The organism is Streptomyces sp. NPDC020845, assembly GCF_044334165.1.
Taxonomy (GTDB): Bacteria; Actinomycetota; Actinomycetes; order Streptomycetales; family Streptomycetaceae; genus Streptomyces.
On sequence record NZ_JBIRSJ010000004.1, the window covers coordinates 395560 to 413906 of the forward strand.

Consider the following 18347-nt stretch of genomic DNA (forward strand, 5'->3'; position numbering starts at 1 on the left):
GTCCATGGCGGAGTATCTGAGCCCCGGGGTCTACATCGAGGAGATCGATGCGGGCCCACGGCCGATCGCGGGGGTGAGCACCAGTACGGCCGGGATGGCCGGGGTCACCGTGCGCGGTCCGTACACCGGCAAGCCCAAGCTGGTCACCAACTTTCTGGAGTTCCAGAACACGTTCGGCGGATTCCTCCCCGAGCCGGACGCCCTGATCCGGGACACCTGGGCGAACGACCCCAAGGAAGGCGGCCGCTGGTGGCTGTTCCCGCTGGCGGTCAAGGGCTTCTTCGACAACGGCGGTCAGCGGCTGTACGTCAAGCGGGTCGCGAGCAGGCAGGCGACACCGGCCTCGGGGGTGCTGGGCCACGGCCTGGTGAGCCCGGTCGCCCGTGACGCCGCCAAGGGCGCGACCCGTCTGGAACTCGGCCATCTGATCGGGTTCTCCGGCGTCGGACAGCAGATCCAGCTCTTCCGCGGCGACGACCAGCAGGTGATCCACACCGCCGCTGTCGCCGCCTACGACGTGACCGCCCACCGTGTCGAGTTGGACGCCGCGCTGACCGCCGAGGTCAGAGCGGGCCGCGGCGACTATGTGCAGATCGGGGCGCGCAGCGCGGAGGAGACGCTGGAGTTCACCGCCGTGAGCCCCGGCTCATGGGGCGGCGCGGTCCAGGTGCGGATCCAGCCGATGGCGTCCGCCGCGCTGCCGGTGCTGCCGGATCCGCAGGAGGGCGCGCTCTTCGTCACGCAGCTCGCCGCGGACGCCGCCGCGGACAGCGAGACGGTCGAGGTCGCCGCGGTCTCCGGGCTCGACCCCGACGATCTGCCGCCCGATGTCTGGGTGCAGATCGGCTCCGGGCGGTTCAAGGTCCAGGTCGGTCAGCCGGCGGACGGGAAGGTCACGCTGACCCTGCCGTCCGGCACGGCACATGAGGCGTGGCGCAGGGGGCTGGTGGTGCGCCGGGTGCGCCGGGGCACCACCTCGGCGGGGCCGACGCTGCGGGTCGGCGGCGCGAGTCGGCTGTACGAGGGCGCGGTCGTCCAGCTCGACGACGGCACCCATCTGACCATCCGCACCGCCCGGGCGATCGCCGCGGACCTCGTCACATTCGACGCGGACGTGCCCGGGACGCTGTTCGAAACCGACCGGCTGCACCTGATCGAGGCGCAGGTCGACGCCCGGTTCGCCGACCCGTCCGGCGCCGTGGTGACGGAGAGCCACCCCAACCTCCGGCTCACCGGCGACGCACCTGCGAACCTGGTGACCACCCTGGCCGGCCGCTCGCAGCTGGTGCGGGCGGTGGCTCTGGGGGCGCTGTCCAGCGACCCGGCGAAGTTCCCCGTGCCCGCGGTCGGATCCTGGCTGACGCTGGCGGACGGGGACGACGCCTACGGGAGTCTGAGCGTGGCCGACTTCGTCGGCGAGGACGGCGGCAGCGGCAAGCGGACCGGGATCGCCGCGCTGGAGGACATCGACGAGGTCGCCGTCTGCGCGGTGCCGGGCGTGTGGTCGGGGACGGTCGAATCGGCCCTGGTCACCCACTGCGAGCTGCTGCGGGACCGGTTCGCGATCCTCGACCCGCAGGACGGTCTGGACATCGAGGGCGTCCAGGCGTTCCGTGAGCCGTTCGACACCAAGTACGCGGCGCTCTACCACCCGTGGCTGGTCACCCGCGACCCGTCGACCAACCGCGACGTCGAGGTGCCGCCCTCGGGCCATATGGCCGGGATCTACGCGCGCGTGGATGTGGAGCGCGGGGTGCACAAGGCGCCCGCCAACGCGGTCATCCGCGGCATCCGGCTCACCGACGGCATCGCCCAGGACATCACCAAGCGCCATCAGGACCTGCTCAACCCCAAGGGCATCAACGCGCTGCGGTTCTTCCCCGGGATGGGCCACCGGGTATGGGGCGCCCGCACGCTCTCCTCGGACAGCTCGTGGAAGTACATCAATGTCCGGCGGCTGTTCCTCTATCTGGAGGAGTCGATCGACGAGGGCACCCAGTGGGTGGTGTTCGAGCCGAACGACGAGGCGCTGTGGGCCTTGGTCCGCCAGACGGTCACCAACTTCCTCACCACGGTCTGGCGCAGCGGCGCGCTCGCCGGCACCACCCCCGACGAGGCGTTCTTCGTCGCCTGCGACCGCACCACGATGACCGAGGACGACCTCGCAGGCGGCCGGCTCATCTGTGTCATCGGCGTCGCGCCGGTCTTCCCGGCGGAGTTCGTGATCTTCCGGATCCAGCAGAAGACCCGCGAGACCCAACTCGCCTGAGCGCCCGAGGAGAGGCCACCATGCCGCCCGTTACCAGGGACGATCCGTACGCGTCCTATAACTTCCAGATCATCGTGACCAACGTCAGCGACGACGGGGTCGCGGTGAGCGGGTCCTTCACCGAGGTGAGCGGGCTTGAGCTGGAGGTTCCGCCGATCGAGTACCGCACCGGGAGCGAGGACATCACCGTCCGCAAGATCCCGGGGCTGAAGAAGTTCATCAACCTCACCTTCAAACGCGGCATCACCGGCCACGTCGGTTTCTGGAACTGGGTCGTCGAAGCGCTCAACGGCAAGGTGCGGCGCACCTCCGGCTCGATCGTGCTGCTGGACGAGAACCGCCAGGAAGCCATGCGCTGGAACTTCGACCGCGGCTGGCCGACCAAGTACACCGGTCCGACGCTCAGCGCCACCAAGAACGAGATCGCCATGGAGACCCTGGTCCTGGCGGTCGAGAAGCTGGAGATCGACGTCTGACATGGTCGGCGAAGCGCTCCCCGGAGTATCCCTGACGTACCGGCCACGCGGTTCGGACACCGAGCCGCTGCGTACGGACGTGGCGGCGTTTCTGGGCCGGCTCCGCCGGGGCCCGGTCGCCACTCCGGTGCGCGTGGAGAGCTGGAACGACGTCGTGGGCGCCTTCGGCCCGCCGGACGGCGCCTTCGCCACCCCGTACGCGCTGCGCGGCTTCTTCGAGAACGGCGGCCGCACCGCCTGGGTGCTCCGGGTGTCCGGGCCGGCCACCACGGCCCGGACCCGGTGGCCGGCCGGTCCGCTCGGCGGCCTGGCCGCCACGGACTACCAGGTGGTCGCCACCAGCCCCGGAGCCTGGGCCAACGGCGGGCGCGTCGCGATCCGTTACCAGGCCAGCACGGTGGCCGGGCCGGCCGGCGTGGGCGTACGGGTCACGATGCCCGGCGAGGTGCCCGAGACGTATGCCGGACTGCCGCTCGCCGACGTGGCCGACCGGCTGACCGCATCCCGCTACATCCGGCTGATCCCGGACGGGCCGCCACCGCCACCGGGGCGGCCCGGCCCGATCTCGATGTCCTGGGACCTGACGCTCACGGGCGGCGCCGACGCGCCGCCCACCCGCGGCGAGTACGCGGACGCCGTGACGCTCCAGGCCGAACTGCCGGAACCGGCGCTGGTGGCGCTGCCGGACCTGGGCGCGGACCTGTCCGGCACCGAGCACACCGAGACGGTGCTGGAACTGCTGCGGAGCGTGGCGCCCCTGCACGACCGCCTCGCCGTCCTGGACGTACCGCCCCGGCTGTCCTCCGTGGACGAGGCCGTCGACTGGGCGGGCTCGCTGGCGGCCACCGGCGACAGCGGGCTGCTCGGCTGCGCCGCCGTCTACCATCCGCCGCTGCGCACCCCCGACGGACAGGCCCTGCGGACCGTCCCGGCGTCCGGGCACGTCCTGGGCGTCATCGCCCGCCTCGACGGCGAGCGCGGGGCGCACCACACGCCCGCGGGCGCCGTGATCCTGGAGGCGGTCGACCTCGCGGCCGAGTACCCCGAGCCGCAGCAGATCCGGCTGTTCGACGCGGGGCTCGACCTGATCCGCTGCACCCGCGGGCGGGGGCTGATGGTGTGGGGCGGACGCACCCTGTCCGCCGACCCGGGCACCCGCTACATCGCGCACCGCCGACTGGTGCATCTGCTGGTGCGCGCCATCCGGCGGGTGGCGAGCCCGCTGGTGTTCGACGTCAACTCGCCCGAGCTGAGGCTGACGTTGGTACGGGCGCTGACCTCCGTACTGCTGTCGGCCTTCCGGGCCGGGGCGCTCGCCGGAGACCGGCCCGAGCAGGCGTTCCGTGTGGTGTGCGACGACACGAACAACCCGCCCGAACAGGACCCGGGGCAGTTGGTCTGCGAGATCGAGGTCGCCCCGGCCGTCCCGATGGAGTTCATCCGGCTGCGTCTCGTACTCGGCCAGGACCGAGGTCTGGAGGTGATCGAGGCATGACCCTGGATCCGCTGCCCAAATACCGCTTCCTGGTCACTCTCGACCCCGGCGACGCGTATCTGCCGCCCGCGCAGGCGCTGCTGCTGCCACTGGCCGCCTCCGGCGCGTTCCAGGAGGTCACCGGGCTCGGCGCGCAGCTGGAGGTGGTGAGCTACCCGGAGGGCGGTCGCAATGACTCGGTCCACCAACTGCCGCTGCGCCACTCGTGGAACCGGATCACGCTCAAGCGCGGGGTGGTGCGCGACCCGGGGCTGTGGGCCTGGTATCAGGCCGGGCTCGCCGACTCGCTGGGCGCCCGCCGCGACGGCGCGGTGATCGTGCTCGGCCCGGACGGGGCGCCCGGCGCGGCGTGGGCCTTCCACGGCGGGCTCGCCGCCAAGTGGAGCGGACCGGACCTGCACGCGGAGCAGAACGCGATCGCCATCGAGTCGCTGGAGATCGCGCACGAGGGGCTGACGAAGGTCCTACAGGACGCCGCGGCGAACGCCTTGTCGCGCCTGAGCCAAGGGAGGTGACCGGCGTGCCGAAGGTGACCATTCACCACCTCGAGGTCCGGTTCCAGGTGGACGGCGACGACGGCGCCGTGTTCACCCGCCTGTTCAACAAGCACATTCAGGCATGGGCGAAGTTGTACGAGGATCAGTGCGCGCGCGCCAGACACACCGAGAGCGAACGGCGCTTCGGCGACCAGGAGGCGTCATGAGTGTGACGCCGGTGTCCTTCGCCCGTCAGGGCTCCGCCCGGGCCCGGCTGGAGATCGTCCGGCCGGTGATCGCCGACGAGCGGCAGCGGCGGATCCCGCTGCGCTTCAACCCCACCGACTACAAGCTGAGCAAGAGCAACACCTTCGCCGAGATCACCATCCCCGGCCTGGAGACACCGCCCCTGCAGTACGTGCGCGGCGGCACGGAGACCCTGACGGTCCAGGCGCTGGTGGACACCTCCGACACCCTGGAGAACGTACGGAAGTCATACGTCAACGCGGTGCGCAACCTGCTGCGGCCCGACAGCCGCGAACACGCACCCCCGGTCGTCCGGTTCGTCTGGGACGAGGAGGTCTTCACCGGTGTGGTGGAGAAGCTGGACGTCAACTACCAGCTGTTCCGCCCCGATGGGGTGCCGTTGCGGGCCATGCTGGACCTCTCGCTCAAGGAGTTCCGCCCGGCCGCCACGCAGGTCGCCGAGACACCGCGCTCCTCGCCCACCGTGGAGAAGAGCTATGTGGTGCGCCGCGGCGACACGCTCAGCTCCATCTCCGCCGCGCTGTACCGGCGGCCCGATGCCTGGCGGGAGCTGGCGCGGGCCAACGGCATCAGCGATCCCCGGGAGCTGCGACCCGGCCGGGTGCTGACCGTGCCCCGGCTGGCCTGAGGAGCGCGCCATGAGCACCCCCGCACCCGAGGTCGCCTCGCCCGACCGGTACGCGCCCGAGTTCGATGTGCGCATCGAGGGCCTGGAGATGGACCCGTCCACCAAGAACGACATCATCGACATCAAGGTGAACCGGGACATCGACGAGATGTCCGGCTTCGACCTCACCCTGAACAACTGGGACGACGTGGGCCTGCGGTTCAAGCACAGCGATTCGCCGAGCTTCCGGCTCGGCGGCCGGGTCTCGGTCCGGCTCGGCTACGCCGACCGGCTGCTCACCGTGGCCACCGGGACCATCTCCACGCTCAGCCCGAAGTTCACCGACGCGGCGTCGCCCACCGTCCAGGTCAGCGGGGTGGACGGGCTGCTGCGGCTCAAGGACCGCAAGCCCACCGAGAGCGAGACCAAGATCTACCGCAATCTGCCCGACTGGCGCATCGCCGAGCAGATCGCCCAGCGCAACCATCTGCGCATCGAGGTCACCAGGGAAGGCCCCACGCACGACCTGGTGGTGCAGAAGAACCAGGACGACGCCACGTTCCTGCTGGAGCGGGCCAAGCGGCTCGACTTTGACTGCTACATCCTGCCGGACCCGAAGGACGGCGAGGACACGCTGTACTTCATCAAGCCGACCGACGGCCGCGACGGCCGCCCGATCCGGGTGTACCGGCTGGCGTACGCACCGGGGCTGAGCACCGGCCCCACCGACCAGCCCGAGGGGCTGGTCCCCAACCTGATCGAGTTCACCCCGACGCTGACGGTGTCCCAGCAGGTCAGCAAGGTCACCGTACGCGGCTGGGACCCCCGCACCAAACAGGCCATCGCGTTCACCGCGACCGCCGAGAACCTGCCGGCCGGGCAGAACACGGCCGACGGGCAGAGCGGGCCGCAGGTCGCAGAGTCCACTCTGCAGGGCCGCCAGGAGGTCGTGGTCGACGCGCCGGTCGGCAGCGACCAGGAGGCCCGTGAACTGGCGATCAGCCTGTTGCGCGAGCGCGCGTACGAGTTCATCACCGCTACGGGCAAGGTGGCGGGCCTGCCCGAGCTGCGGCCCGGCGACAACCTGGAGATCTACGGCCTCGGCCGCCGCTTCTCGGGCACGTACTTCGTCAAACGGGTTGAGCACACCCTCAACACCAGTGGTTTCTTCACCCAGTTCACCGCACGGCGGATCCACCAGGGGGGCCGGTGACGATGAAGGGCACACCACGCGCCCGCTCCACCGACAAGCGCTACTACGGCGTCGTCGAAGCGCTCGTCGTGGAGAACGAGGGCGATGACGAAGGCCAGGTCAAGCTGAAGTTCCCGTGGTTCGACGACACCACGGTCACGGACTGGGTCCGGGTCAGCCAGCTGTACGCCGGAGGTGGCTACGGCTCGGTGTTCGTGCCCGAGAAGGGCGATGAGGTGCTGGTCGCGTTCGTCCACGGGGACATGCGGTACCCGATCGTCCTGGGCGGCCTCTACAACGGCGAGGACAAACCGCCGACCGCCCGCACCGAAGGCCGCGACCAGAAACTCATCCGCACCCGGCACGGCCACGAAGTGCTGCTGGACGACACCCAGTCCAAGGCCGCCGTGAAGATCACCTCCGCCGCCGGGCATGTGGTGGAACTGGACGACCAGGGCAAGGCGATCCGGATCACCGCGGCCGACGGCGGCAGCGTCACCGTGACCGCGCAGGGCGACATCACCCTCAAGGCGCCGAAGGTGACCCTCGATTCCCCCTCCATCGACCTCGGCGGCGGCGCCACCGAACCGCTCGTACTCGGCAACGCGCTGCTCCAGGCCTTCAATACGCACACCCACCCCTCCGCCGCCGGGCCGACCGGCCCGCCGACCCCGCCGCTGACCCCCGCCGTGCTGGCCAAGAAGGCGAGGACGGCATGAGCGAGGAGTTCCTGGGGACCGGCTGGCGGTTCCCGATCCTGCCCGACGCGTCCGGGCGGCTCGGGTACGCCGTCGGCGAGGAGAGCATCGAGCACTGTCTGCGGGCCCTGCTGCTCACCGGCGTCGGCGAGCGGGTCATGCGGCCCGACCTCGGCACCCGCGCCCACGAGCTGGTGTTCGCGCCCGGCAGTGTGCAGAACCTGCGCGACCTGGAGCAGTCGATCGCCACCGCGGTCCGTGACCACGAGCCGCGGGTGGAACTGGAAGAGGTGCGCGCCGAGGCCGACCCCGCCGACGAGTCGCGGATCACCGTCTCGGTCGTCTACCGCATCCGGCGCAGCAACACCAAGGCCAACCTGGTGTTCCCGTTCTACACCGGCATCACGGGCCTTACGGGCCTCACCGGGGGTACGTCATGACACTGCCCGCGCCGAAGCTGGACGACCTCACCTGGGCCGACATGATGGCCGCCATCCGCCGGCGGATCCCCGCCGAATCGGACGGCACCTGGACCCTGCACGCGCCCGTCGACCCCGGCATCACCCTCCTCGAACTTCTCGCCCACCTCCTCGAGCAACGGCTGTACTGGCTCGACCAGGTGCCGGACGCGCTCGTCGTCGCCGTACTGCGGCTGCTCGGCCTCGAACCGCCGCGCCCCGCCCGCCCCGCCGCCACCGTGCTGCGCATCGACGCCCGGCAGGCGGACACCGCCGTCCCGGTCGTCCCCGCCGGTACGGAGCTGACCCGGGACCCCACCGGGCAGATCGTCTTCACCCTCGAGGACGACGTGGCCGTCTTCCCGCTCGCCGAGGACGCCGAGGTCACCGTGTGGACCGACCGCGACCGTACGGCGGACCTGCGGGCCCGCCGCGGGGTCGCGCTACTGGCGGCCGACGGCGCCCCGGCACAGGTCCGGTTCACCCTGCCGCTCACCGGAGCGCACCCCGCGCCCGGCCCGCTCTGCCTGCTCGTCGAACTGGACGCGCCCGCCGCGTCCGCGCCGTCATGGCTGCCCGGGGCGGTCGCCGATGTGCCGCCTCCCGCGCAGCTGACCTGGTCCTGGTTCCGGCCGGGCACGGACGTCTCCGGCGAGTTCGAGAAATTCGAGAAAGTAGAGGACGGCACGGCCGGGCTCAGACGGTCCGGTGTCGTCCGGCTGCACCCCCCGGCCGGCTGGACCACACGGGACACCGGGATCCTGGTGTCCACCCCGGCCGCCACCTACGCGGCACCGCCCCGACTCCTCCAACTCGCCGTCAACGTCTCGGCAGCACACCACCTCAGGCGCCGCACCGCACGCGGCACCGACCTCCACGAGCAGCTCGACGCATGGCTCAAGCTGCCCGGCCAGCATCTCGTCCTCCCGGACGCCGCCGACCGCCTCCTGGAGGCGACCGTGCAGCTGGCGGGTCAGCAGTGGCAGCCGGTGCCGGACTTCACCTTCGGCGCACCGGCCGACCGGATCTTCGTACTCGACCGGACCGAGGGCGCGGTGGTCTTCGGCGACGGACTCACCGGGCGCATCCCCCGCCCCGACCCGGACGCGCAGATCGCGTATGTGACCGGCGGCGGCCGGGGCGGCAACGGCGGTATGACCGGCAACTGGACGGTGGCCCCGGACCTTCCGGCCCCGCCAGCAGCAGTCTCGGCCGCCAACCTCGTACGGGCCGAAGGCGGCGCGGACCCGGAGACGATCACCGAGGCGCGCCGCCGCGCGGCCGCGTCCCTGGGGGAGGTGACCCGCGCGGTCACCGCCGCCGACTACGTCACCCTGGCCCGTACCACCCCGGGCGTCGCCGTCGCTCGCGCGTACCCGGCCCTCGGCGAACACCCCGGCTTCCCGTGTACCACGGTGCCCGGCGCGGTGAGCGTCCATATCGTCCCGGCGGCGCCCCGGGACGACCTCGACCGCGAGGACTTCGTCGCCGCGCCGCTCCCCGACCCGGGCATGGTGTGCGCGGTCGCCGCCCGACTGGCACAGGCGCGGCTGCTCACCTCCGAGGTCTTCGTCCGCCCGGCCCGCTATCGCGAAGTGGCGCTGCGCGTCGACCTGTCGGGCGACCCGGCCGACCGCAGCCGCGTGTCCACCGTGGTCACCGCGGCGCTGCGCCGCTTCCTCGACCCGCTCGTGGGCGGTGAGGACCAGGACGGCTGGCCGTTCGGACAGCCGCTGCGGCCCTCGGCCCTGCTGCGGGCCGCGCAGCGGGCGCTGGGGGACCTCGGGGACATCGCCGCGGTGGCGATCGGCCTGGATGGCGCCGACGCGTCCGAGGCGTGCGACGAGGTGCCGCTCGAGGCCGGAGCACTGCCCGTCCTGCGGACGGTCCGCACCCGGATCGTGCCCGCCGTCGAACCGGGGGAGGGGCTGGTATGACCGGCGACGTGTGGTGGGAGCGGGACGCTCGGGAACAGGAGCGGGCCGACGGGCGGATCGTGCCCGGCCCCGGACCGACCGGCGGCGGGCCCGAACTGGTCGACGCCACCCGCGAGGCGGTCCGCGCCGAGGTACGCGGCCGGATCGCGGGCTACACCCCGGACTGGACCGACCCCGACCGCCAGGACGCCGGCGTCGCGCTCGTCCGCCTCTTCGGCACCCAGGCCGAACCCGTACTCGGCCGCGTCAACCGGCTGCCGGAGAAGGCGCTGGCCGAACACCTGGCGATCGCGGGCGTGCGACGGCGCCCGGCCGGGGCGGCGGCAGCGCTCCTGGAGTTCACCGTGAACCCGCCGGACGGCTCCTCCGTACTCGTCCCGGCCGGGTTCCAGAGCGCGGCATCGACCCCGGCGGGGCAGGTCGTCTACGAGACGGACCAGGACCTGTACGCCACCCCGGCCACCCTCGGCGACCTCGCCGTACAGGAGGCCGGAACGCTGGAGCCGCTGCCGCTGGGTCCTTCCGGGCCCAGCCGTCCCTTCGCGCCCTTCGGCCGGGACCCGGAGCCCGGCAACGGGCTGTGGATCGGTCTCGCCGGGCCTGCCGGCCCCTACCCGCGGCTGTCGCTGGGGATCGTGGTCGTGGCCGCTCCCCCCGCGCCCACGGCCTCGGGAGGGGCGCTGCCCCTCCCGCTGCCGCCCGCGCCGCTGCTGCGCTGGGACGTGCTGGACGGCACCCGGCTCGTACCCGCCGAGCTGATACGGGACTCCACGGCCGGGCTCAGCGCCAGCGGGACCGTCGAGCTGCGGGTGGAGCGCTCCTGGGAGCCGGGCACCCCGTCCGGCACCCGGCCCCGGCTGCGCTGGCTGCGCGTGCGGATCGCGCACGGAGCCTTCGCCGGACCGGGGCCGGTGCTGTCCGGGCTGCGGCTGAACGTGGTCGCCGCCACCGCCGCCCGCACCATCCGGGACGAGCCGCTGCAGCCCGTCCAGGACCCCGCGGCGAGCGGGCGGCGCCGTATGAAACTCAGTCAGGTGCCCATCCTCGCCGGATCGGTGGTCATCGAGGTCGACGACGACGCGGGCGGCGACGTGTTCGGTACCACGGCCGGCACCTCGGCCGGAAGCTCCGCCGGCACCTCGTCCCGGTGGCGTGAGGTGGAGAGCCTGGCCGGGTACGGCGCCGACGACCGGGTGTTCACGGTGGACCACGACAGCGGCGAGGTGACCTTCGGGGACGGTGTCAACGGCGCGGCCGTCCCCCCGGGTTTCCGCAACGTCCGCGCCGTGCGCTACCGCGTGGGCGGCGGCAGCGCCGGCGCCGTACGGGCGGGTGCGGTGGGCGCGGTGGTGACCGCGCTGCCGTTCGTCACCGGCGTCGGCAACCCCTTCCCGGCCTCCGGCGGAACGGACGCCGAGGCCGACGCCGACGCCATGCGCCGCGGCGTCGGCGAACTGCGGGCCCGCGGCCGGGCCGTGACCCCGGCCGACTACGGCCTGCTCGCCACCCGTGCGCCCGGTGCGTCGGTGGCCCGCGCCCGGGGCGTGCCGGGCCTGCACCCGGACTTCGCCGGGGCGCCGATCCCCGGCGTCGTGGGAGTCCTCGTCGTACCACCCGTATCCTCGGGCGACGACCCCGGCGAACCGCCGGTCCCCACCGCCGCCACCCTGCGGGCCGTCGCCGACTTCCTGTCGCGCGAAGCCGCCCCCGCCGGGGTCACGGTGGTCGCCGCGCCCGCTCCGTACCACCGCGTCGCGGTGGAGTCCTGGATCACGCTCGACCCGGACCTCGACCGGGCCGCGGTCCTGGCCCGGGCGGGCGACGCGGTGCGCACCTATCTGGATCCGCTGCGCGGCGGGGAGGACGGCGCGGGCTGGCCGTTCGGCGGCGCGCTGCGGCACACGGCTCTGGTCCGGCGGCTCCTGGCGGTCGACGGGGTGCTGGCCGTCACCCGGCTCTCGCTCACCGTCGACGGAGTGCGCCGGCCGCCCTGCACCGACCACGCCCTCCCACCCCACACCCTCGTCTGGCCGGAGCGCCCGCTGCTGATCCCGGTAGGTGACCAGTCATGACATGCGCACCGCACCCCGCGACCTTCCGTCTCCTCGACGCGTACGTCGGGTGGGACGAGTCGACCGAGCCGGGTGCCCGCGGCACCATCGGCGTCGTCGGCTTCGACGACCCGGCCGGCCTCCGACTCGCCTACCGCGGCGACGCGCCGGAAGGCCCCACCAGGGGAAGCCTGTTGCCGTGGTTCCCCGACCCGCGGCTCGCGCCGGGGTGCGGGCCGTGCGCCTGGTACCTGCTCGTCCCCGGCGAGCGGCGGCTGCTGCGCCGCGATGTCTGCAGCGGCGCCTTCGCGCCCGTCTGGCCGCCCGGCTGCGACCCCGCCCCGCTGCGTGAGCCGGTCTCCGTCGCCGCCCGCGGCCACCGGCTGGCCGTGGTGGAGTCCGACCGGGTCCTGGTGTGGCGCCGCGAGGGCGAACAACTCGCCGGGGTGATCCGGGCCGAGCGGCCACGGTGGGCCGCCCTGGGCCCTGACGACGAGGTTCTGGTGGCCTGTCAGGGCAGTACGGACCTGCGGCGGTACGACTCGACGGGCGGCTTCCGCGGTGTGCTCCGTACCGGCGCGCGGGGCGAGGTCATCGGCCTGCGCACCGGACCGGAGCGGACCGTGTGGCTGCTCACCGACGACGGCGGACGGATCAGCATCTACCGGGGCGGCCACTGCCGCCCGTTCCAACCCGTCACCGTGGACGAACTGGCGGCGGCCCTGCCACCGTCCGCGCTCACCTCGGCCGACGAGGACGGGTTCTGCCTGAGCGAAAAAGGCCCCGACGGCCCCGAGACCACCTGTTTCACCTGGCAGGGCCGGCCCAGGGACGCCGCGCCACCGGTCACCGACGCGTATGTGACCAGCGGGTCGTATGTCACCACCCTGATCGACAGCGGCATTTCGCGGTGCCGCTGGCACCGCGTACGCGTGGACGCCGCTGTGCCCGCCGGGACGGCGGTCGCCGTCGAGATCGTGGTGAGCGAGGACGGCCGGTACGAGGAGAGCGACTGGCAGATGTCGGCTCCGGGCGCCACGGACTTCCTCGTCGACCAGCCGCCCGGCCGCTTTCTGCGGCTGCGGCTACGGCTGTCGGGCGACGGCGGTACGACCCCGGCCGTCCGCCGGATCCGGCTGGACTTCCCCCGGGCCACCAGCGCCGATCTGCTGCCACCCGCCTTCCGCCAGGACCCCGCGGCCGACGACTTCACCGAGCGCTTCCTGTCGCTGTTCGACGCGACGCTCGCGCAGCTCGACCGGGTGATCGAGCGGTATCCGGCGCTCCTGGACCCGGCGGGCGTCCCGGACCGGGTGCTGCCGTGGCTGGCCGGGCTGCTGGGTCTGTCGTACGAGGCGGGCTGGGACGCCGCCACCCGGCGCGCGCTGCTGGCCGCGGCCCCGGAGCTGTACCGGCGCCGGGGCACGCCGTGGGCGCTGCGGGAGGCGGTACGGATCGTGTTCGGGGTGGCCCCGGTCATCGACGAACTGGCGGCCGACCGCCGCTGGGCGCAGCTGCGCAAGGCCAGACAGGGACAGCGGCCGGAGCCGCAGCAGGACCAAGGGCTCGGCTCGGTACGGCTGTTCGGCCGGTCGGCGAGCCGGTTCCGGGTCGGCGGCTCGGCGCTGGGCGCGGCGCCGCTGCGCGCGTTCGGCGCGCCGGACAGCGATCCGTACACCGCGCACGCACACCGGTTCCGGGTGCTTCTGCCCGCCGGATCGGCGGACGGGGAGGCGCTGCTGCGGCTGGTGGAGCGGCAGGCGCCCGCGCACACGGTGGGGTCGGTGCGGACCGGGGGCGCGGGATTCGTGGTCGGTTCGCGGTCCACGGTCGGCGTGGACACCGCGTTCGTCCCGCTGCCCGCGCCCGTACTGGGCGGCGCGCAGCCCGTGCGGCTGAACCGCGACGGGGTGCTCAGGCCGGGGCCGAGGGGGGTGCGGCGAGGGGTGGGCGTCGGAGTGGTCTCCGCCGTCGGTGTGCATACGCGAGTGTCGTGAGAGGACGGGCGATGACGGAGACAGAGACATCGAGGACCGAAGAGTTCGACGCGCCACCGCTGCGCCGGCTGCGGTACTTCCACGGCCAGATGCTGGGCGCCCGGGACTTCCAGCGCGAACAGGATTACCACCGCGAGAAGTTGAGACTGCGCATGCGCTGTCTGCTCGGCTATGGCGTGGTGTGCGGTCTGCATGTGGAACCGGCGCCGCGGGACGAGGACGACTGCCCGCCGGACGCCACCGCGCCGCCCGAGGAGAGCGTGACAGAGGGCGATGCCCAGCCGGAGCGCACCCGGCGCAGGGCCAAGGTGCAGATCACTCCCGGTCTCGCCGTGGACTGTGACGGCAACGAGGTCGTGGTGCGCGGCGGCTGCGTGATCGACCTGTGGAAGGCGCTGCCCCCCGACGAACGGGACACCGACACCGTCTGGGTCGGCGTCGAGTACGCCGAGCGGCCCGTCGAGCCCACCCGCGCCGTCTACAACGACGCCTGCGCGGACACCTCCGACTGCGAGTTCGGCTGGACGGAGGAGTGCCACAAGGTACGGGTCACCGGCTGCGAGCCACCGGTGGACGAGCGCTGTGACACCTGCTGCTCGCCGTGTGAGCACAAGGTGCTGTGGCTGGCCCGGATCGACTGCGTGGACTGGTACGAACCGGTGCGCCGCGACCAGACCCATATGAACGTACGCCGTCCGTTCGGCCGCCATCTGCCCACGGTGATCACCGGTATCAACTGGATCCACGGACACACCTACACCATCGACGAGGCCAAGGCCCTCCTCGGCACCCAGGACGAGGACGGCGGGCTCGTCGTACGGTTCTCCGCCGACGTACGGTCCGACACGCTGCGGCCCGGTGTGGTGGAGCTCCAGGTGATCGAGGGCGGCAGCGGCCGCAACGCCTCCACCTGGTACATGGGCGGCGCGTTCGCCGAACCGGACGCCGAATCCGACGGGTGCGGCGAGTTCACCCAGGGATTCCGCTATCGCCAGACCACGCGCGAGACGCTGCAGGACGGCGACCGCTTACTGATCACCGTCCGTGCCGCGTTCATCCTCGACCGCTGCTGCCGCCCGGTCGACGGCACCCATGTCGGCGGACGCGTACCGACCATCGACGCCGAGGCCACCCCGGCGGCGGCGCACGGTGGCTGCCACCTCCCGCCCTCGGGCATCGGCCCTTGGACATCCGGCACCGGGGCGGGCGGGGACGTGTTCGAGAGCTGGTTCTTTGTGAAGGAGCGCTGATCATGCGAACAGACTGCGGATGCGGCTGCGGTGGCGACGCCACTTCGACCTCCGCCTTCGTACGTCCTCGCTTCTTCGCAGGGCAACTGCTGACCGAGGACGACCTCAGCCTGCTGGTCGAGTACACGACGGCGAAGAGCAGACTGCACAACCGGTCCCTGTACGGGCCGGGGGTCATCTGCGGGCTCGCCGTCAGCTGCGACCCGTGCGGCGGCGGAACGGTGGCGGTCCACCCCGGACACGCGCTGGACTGCGCCGGAAACGACATCGTGGTGCCCTGCACCGAACGGGTCGACGTACGGGCACTGGTGCGGGAGCGGCGCATCAGCGCGCTCGGCGTGGACTGCGGGGAAAACTGCGACAACGACGCCGACGACGGCGGGCGGCGTTACGGGCTGTACGTGCGCTACCAGGAGTTTCCCGTCGAGCCCGTGGCCCCGTACGCCACGGAGGAGCCCTGCCCCTCGCCCGGATGCGTGCCCTCCAGGATCCAGGAGGGGTTCCGCTTCGTCGTCGGACCCGACGATGTCGAGGACCACCGCCACAACCCCGGCACCCGGCTCCTGGCGAGCCTCGGCGACCTCGCGCGGGCCGACCGGGCCCGCATCCGCGACCGGCGGCTCGGCATGTACGTCGACGCCCTCCTCGTCGCGTCGCTCGGCACCGGCCGGACCTTCCGCTTCGACGCCGCCGACGCGCGGCGGTACGCCGCCGCCTTCGCCTGGCTGCGCGCGAACGCGGGCGGGGAGGGCCCGCCGCCTCCGCCGACGGCCCGCGAGATGACCGAGCACGTACGCGCACTGGCCGCCGCCGTCGCCCGGTTCGACACCTATGACCAGTCCGGGCGGGAGCAGCTGGGACGGGACTACCCGGACCTCGCCACCGTGCGGGAGGCCCGCGGGGCCCTGGGCACCGCGTGCGAACGGCTCAGGGGCGCCGACCTGGAAGCGGTGTGGCCGGACCCGCTGCGCCGCACCATCGCCCGCGCCGCCGTCACCGAGACCGCGGCCCGCGTCGTACCGGAGGGCGGCGACCCGGACGCCCCGCTGGAAGTGCGCATGCTGGCCCAGGGCACACCGCTCGGCCACGCGCTGCGGGTGGAGTTCCGCGCCGACATCGGCCTGATCCGGGAGTGGCTGCTCGGCCGGCTCGACCAGGCCGCCGACCTCGCCGACTGCGCGCTGCGCACGGAGGTCGCCGCCGTCGACGTACCGCCGCTGCTGCCGCCCCCGCCGCCGGACAGCACCGAGAAGGCGACCGTCGCCGAGGTGCAGCAGCTCGCGGAGGCGGCCGCAGCGCTGGGCACCGCGGTGCGCCGGTTCCTGACCGACGCCGCATGCGCCACTCTGAACCCGCCGTGCGGCGACAGCACCGACACCGACGTCCTGCTCGCGCATCTGGAGCTGGACGGCTGCGATGTCGTACGGGTCTGCTCCGCCACCCGGGAACAGGTGCTGCCGGGCGGCTCGGCGTACGGCGAGTGGCTGCCCAAGCTCTACCGCCTGCGGGAGCTCGCCGAGCGCGTGTGCTGCGGGCCCCTCCCGGCGTACCAGAAGCCGACGCTCCCGACGGAGGGCCCGGTGGCGCGCCCATACGCCGAGGGGCTGCTCGGCGACTGGCCGCGCACCGGGGACCTGGAGGAGATGCTGTCCCTGCTGCTGACCCCCGCACCCGGCGAGACGCCGCCCAAGGCGCTGCACGAACAGGTCTATACGACCCCCAGCGAAGTCACCGACAGCATGCAGGAACTGGCCAGGCTCAGGACGCAAGTCTCCGACCTCACCGCCGCCTTGGAGGGGCTGCGAGCCCAGATGAGCAGCGCGCAGACGCAGGTGACCCATCTGGCGGAGCAGCTGCCGGAACGGCTCGGGCCCCGCCTCGCGGACCTCGAAGGCGCACCGGACGAGGCCGCCCAGTCAGCGGGCCAGGCACCGGACGAGGCAGCGGGCCAGACAGGGGCCCAGGCGGACGAGCCCGCCAAGCCCCCGGCCAAGCGCGCCCGGTCGCCCCGTACCCGGAAGTCCGGTGAGACGCCATGACGGGCCCGCTGCGCCCCGCCTTCCACGAGGGCCAGGTGCTGGCCGCCGCGGACCTGACGGCCGCGGTGGAGCACGCCCGCGGCCAGTCCGCCCGGCACGCGCGCCATCTGCACGAATGGGGCATCGTGGAAGGGCTCGGCCTGGCCACCGAGAACCGCACCGACCCGCTGACGGGTGTCCGCCATGTCGAGGTGAGCGTCGCGGCGGGGGTCGCCCTGGACGGGACCGGCCGCGAGGTGGTCGTCACCGACCCGGCCGTGCTGCGCGAGAGCGACTTCGAGGAGGTCAACGGCGCGGACCAGCCGACCGACGAGCCCTACCCGGTCTTCCTCACCGCCGCCGACCGGGAACCGGCCCAGCGCCCCGGGCCGGTCTCCTGCTCCGGGAGCGCGACGAAGACCCGTGTGGAGGAGTCGTACCAGATCCTCTTCGGGCGCCTGGGCGACGAGCGGCTGGTCGACGAGCAGCAGCCGCCCGCGATCGGCGATCCGCCGGCCGATCCGCCCGCCCGCTGGCTGATCCTGCTGGGCTACATCCGCTGGACCGACGGCCACTTCAGCGGCGTCGAGACCACGGCGCGCGGGGTCGCGGTGCGCTTCGCGGGCGTGCGCGCGGACACCGTCGTGGCCCGGTCGGGCGCGCTGACCCTGCGGACGGCCCCGGCGGCCCAGGAGGGCAAGCCCGCGCTCGTACTGTCCGGCGGTGACCAGCCGAGCCTGGTCTTCGGCCTCTACCAGGGCGGTGGCGCGGTCGCTCCGCTGATGACCGTGGCCGCCAACGGCAACCTGGCGATCGCGGGCAGCTTCAGCGGCCGGATGCCGGCCGGCAGCACGCTGGTGACCTCCGGAACGGCCACCGACGGGATGCTGCTGCCGCTGCCGTCCGGCGTCACCCCGGAACAGGTCGCCGACGGCCGCGTGGTGATCCATGTCCAGCTGACCCCGCGCACCCCGCCCCTGGCGGACACGGCCCTGTACAGCCCGGTGGAGGCCACCGTGGACGGCGACCGGCGGGTCCGCTGCCGGATGCGGCTCTACGACCCCCTGGCGACCCCGGCCAAGGTCGTCGAACAGCCCGGGGCGGTCGACTTCCTCGTCCTGGCGACGGTCGCGGCAACGAACGGCGGTGGCTGACG

15 protein-coding genes are annotated in these 18347 nt (G+C 73.1%); all 15 read left to right on the forward strand.

Features of this window, described 5'->3' with window-relative positions:
* Window positions 1–4: 4 nt before the first annotated feature.
* From ACH4U7_RS11565 to ACH4U7_RS11635, 15 genes are read left to right on the forward strand one after another with little or no spacing between them, the layout of a single operon-like run.
* Window positions 5–2269 carry a phage tail sheath family protein gene (locus ACH4U7_RS11565; protein WP_398527754.1) on the forward strand — a complete coding sequence of 755 codons (2265 nt, stop codon included), beginning with the start codon at window positions 5–7 and terminating at the stop codon, window positions 2267–2269.
* A gap of 20 nt (window positions 2270–2289) precedes the next feature.
* Window positions 2290–2745, forward strand: a complete 456-nt coding sequence (locus tag ACH4U7_RS11570) for a phage tail protein (RefSeq protein ID WP_398527755.1) — start codon at window positions 2290–2292, stop codon at window positions 2743–2745.
* Window position 2746: 1 nt separating this feature from the next.
* Window positions 2747–4240, forward strand: coding sequence for a phage tail sheath family protein (locus ACH4U7_RS11575; protein WP_398527756.1), 1494 nt, complete (start codon window positions 2747–2749; stop codon window positions 4238–4240).
* Complete coding sequence (locus ACH4U7_RS11580; protein ID WP_398527757.1) at window positions 4237–4755, forward strand: phage tail protein; 519 nt, start codon at window positions 4237–4239, stop codon at window positions 4753–4755. The genes ACH4U7_RS11575 and ACH4U7_RS11580 overlap by 4 nt, the downstream gene beginning before the upstream one ends.
* Entirely contained in the window at window positions 4752–4943 is a 192-nt protein-coding gene (locus ACH4U7_RS11585) for a putative phage tail protein (RefSeq protein WP_353591329.1), read from the forward strand. Before ACH4U7_RS11580 ends, ACH4U7_RS11585 begins: the two co-directional genes overlap by 4 nt.
* On the forward strand, window positions 4940–5611 hold the full coding sequence (locus ACH4U7_RS11590; RefSeq protein ID WP_398527758.1) for a LysM peptidoglycan-binding domain-containing protein: 672 nt from the start codon (window positions 4940–4942) through the stop codon (window positions 5609–5611). Before ACH4U7_RS11585 ends, ACH4U7_RS11590 begins: the two co-directional genes overlap by 4 nt.
* Window positions 5612–5621: 10 nt before the next feature.
* Entirely contained in the window at window positions 5622–6803 is a 1182-nt protein-coding gene (locus ACH4U7_RS11595) for a phage late control D family protein (protein WP_398527759.1), read from the forward strand.
* A gap of 2 nt (window positions 6804–6805) precedes the next feature.
* Window positions 6806–7501 carry a phage baseplate assembly protein V gene (locus ACH4U7_RS11600; protein ID WP_398527760.1) on the forward strand — a complete coding sequence of 232 codons (696 nt, stop codon included), beginning with the start codon at window positions 6806–6808 and terminating at the stop codon, window positions 7499–7501.
* Complete coding sequence (locus tag ACH4U7_RS11605) at window positions 7498–7920, forward strand: GPW/gp25 family protein (RefSeq protein ID WP_398527761.1); 423 nt, start codon at window positions 7498–7500, stop codon at window positions 7918–7920. The genes ACH4U7_RS11600 and ACH4U7_RS11605 overlap by 4 nt, the downstream gene beginning before the upstream one ends.
* Entirely contained in the window at window positions 7917–9875 is a 1959-nt protein-coding gene (locus ACH4U7_RS11610; protein WP_398527762.1) for a baseplate J/gp47 family protein, read from the forward strand. Before ACH4U7_RS11605 ends, ACH4U7_RS11610 begins: the two co-directional genes overlap by 4 nt.
* Window positions 9872–11947 (forward strand): putative baseplate assembly protein, encoded by a 2076-nt coding sequence (locus ACH4U7_RS11615; RefSeq protein ID WP_398527763.1) that lies wholly within the window; start codon window positions 9872–9874, stop codon window positions 11945–11947. The genes ACH4U7_RS11610 and ACH4U7_RS11615 overlap by 4 nt, the downstream gene beginning before the upstream one ends.
* Window positions 11944–13923 carry a phage tail protein I gene (locus tag ACH4U7_RS11620; RefSeq protein ID WP_398527764.1) on the forward strand — a complete coding sequence of 660 codons (1980 nt, stop codon included), beginning with the start codon at window positions 11944–11946 and terminating at the stop codon, window positions 13921–13923. The genes ACH4U7_RS11615 and ACH4U7_RS11620 overlap by 4 nt, the downstream gene beginning before the upstream one ends.
* Before the next feature lie 11 nt (window positions 13924–13934).
* On the forward strand, window positions 13935–15173 hold the full coding sequence (locus ACH4U7_RS11625; protein WP_398527765.1) for a hypothetical protein: 1239 nt from the start codon (window positions 13935–13937) through the stop codon (window positions 15171–15173).
* Window positions 15174–15175: 2 nt separating this feature from the next.
* The gene (locus ACH4U7_RS11630; RefSeq protein ID WP_398527766.1) at window positions 15176–17212 is read left to right on the forward strand and encodes a hypothetical protein; all 2037 of its coding nucleotides are present in this window, start codon (window positions 15176–15178) and stop codon (window positions 17210–17212) included.
* A complete protein-coding gene (locus ACH4U7_RS11635) occupies window positions 17209–18345 on the forward strand; it encodes a hypothetical protein (RefSeq protein WP_398527767.1) in 1137 nt (378 codons plus the stop codon). The genes ACH4U7_RS11630 and ACH4U7_RS11635 overlap by 4 nt, the downstream gene beginning before the upstream one ends.
* Window positions 18346–18347: the final 2 nt, after the last annotated feature.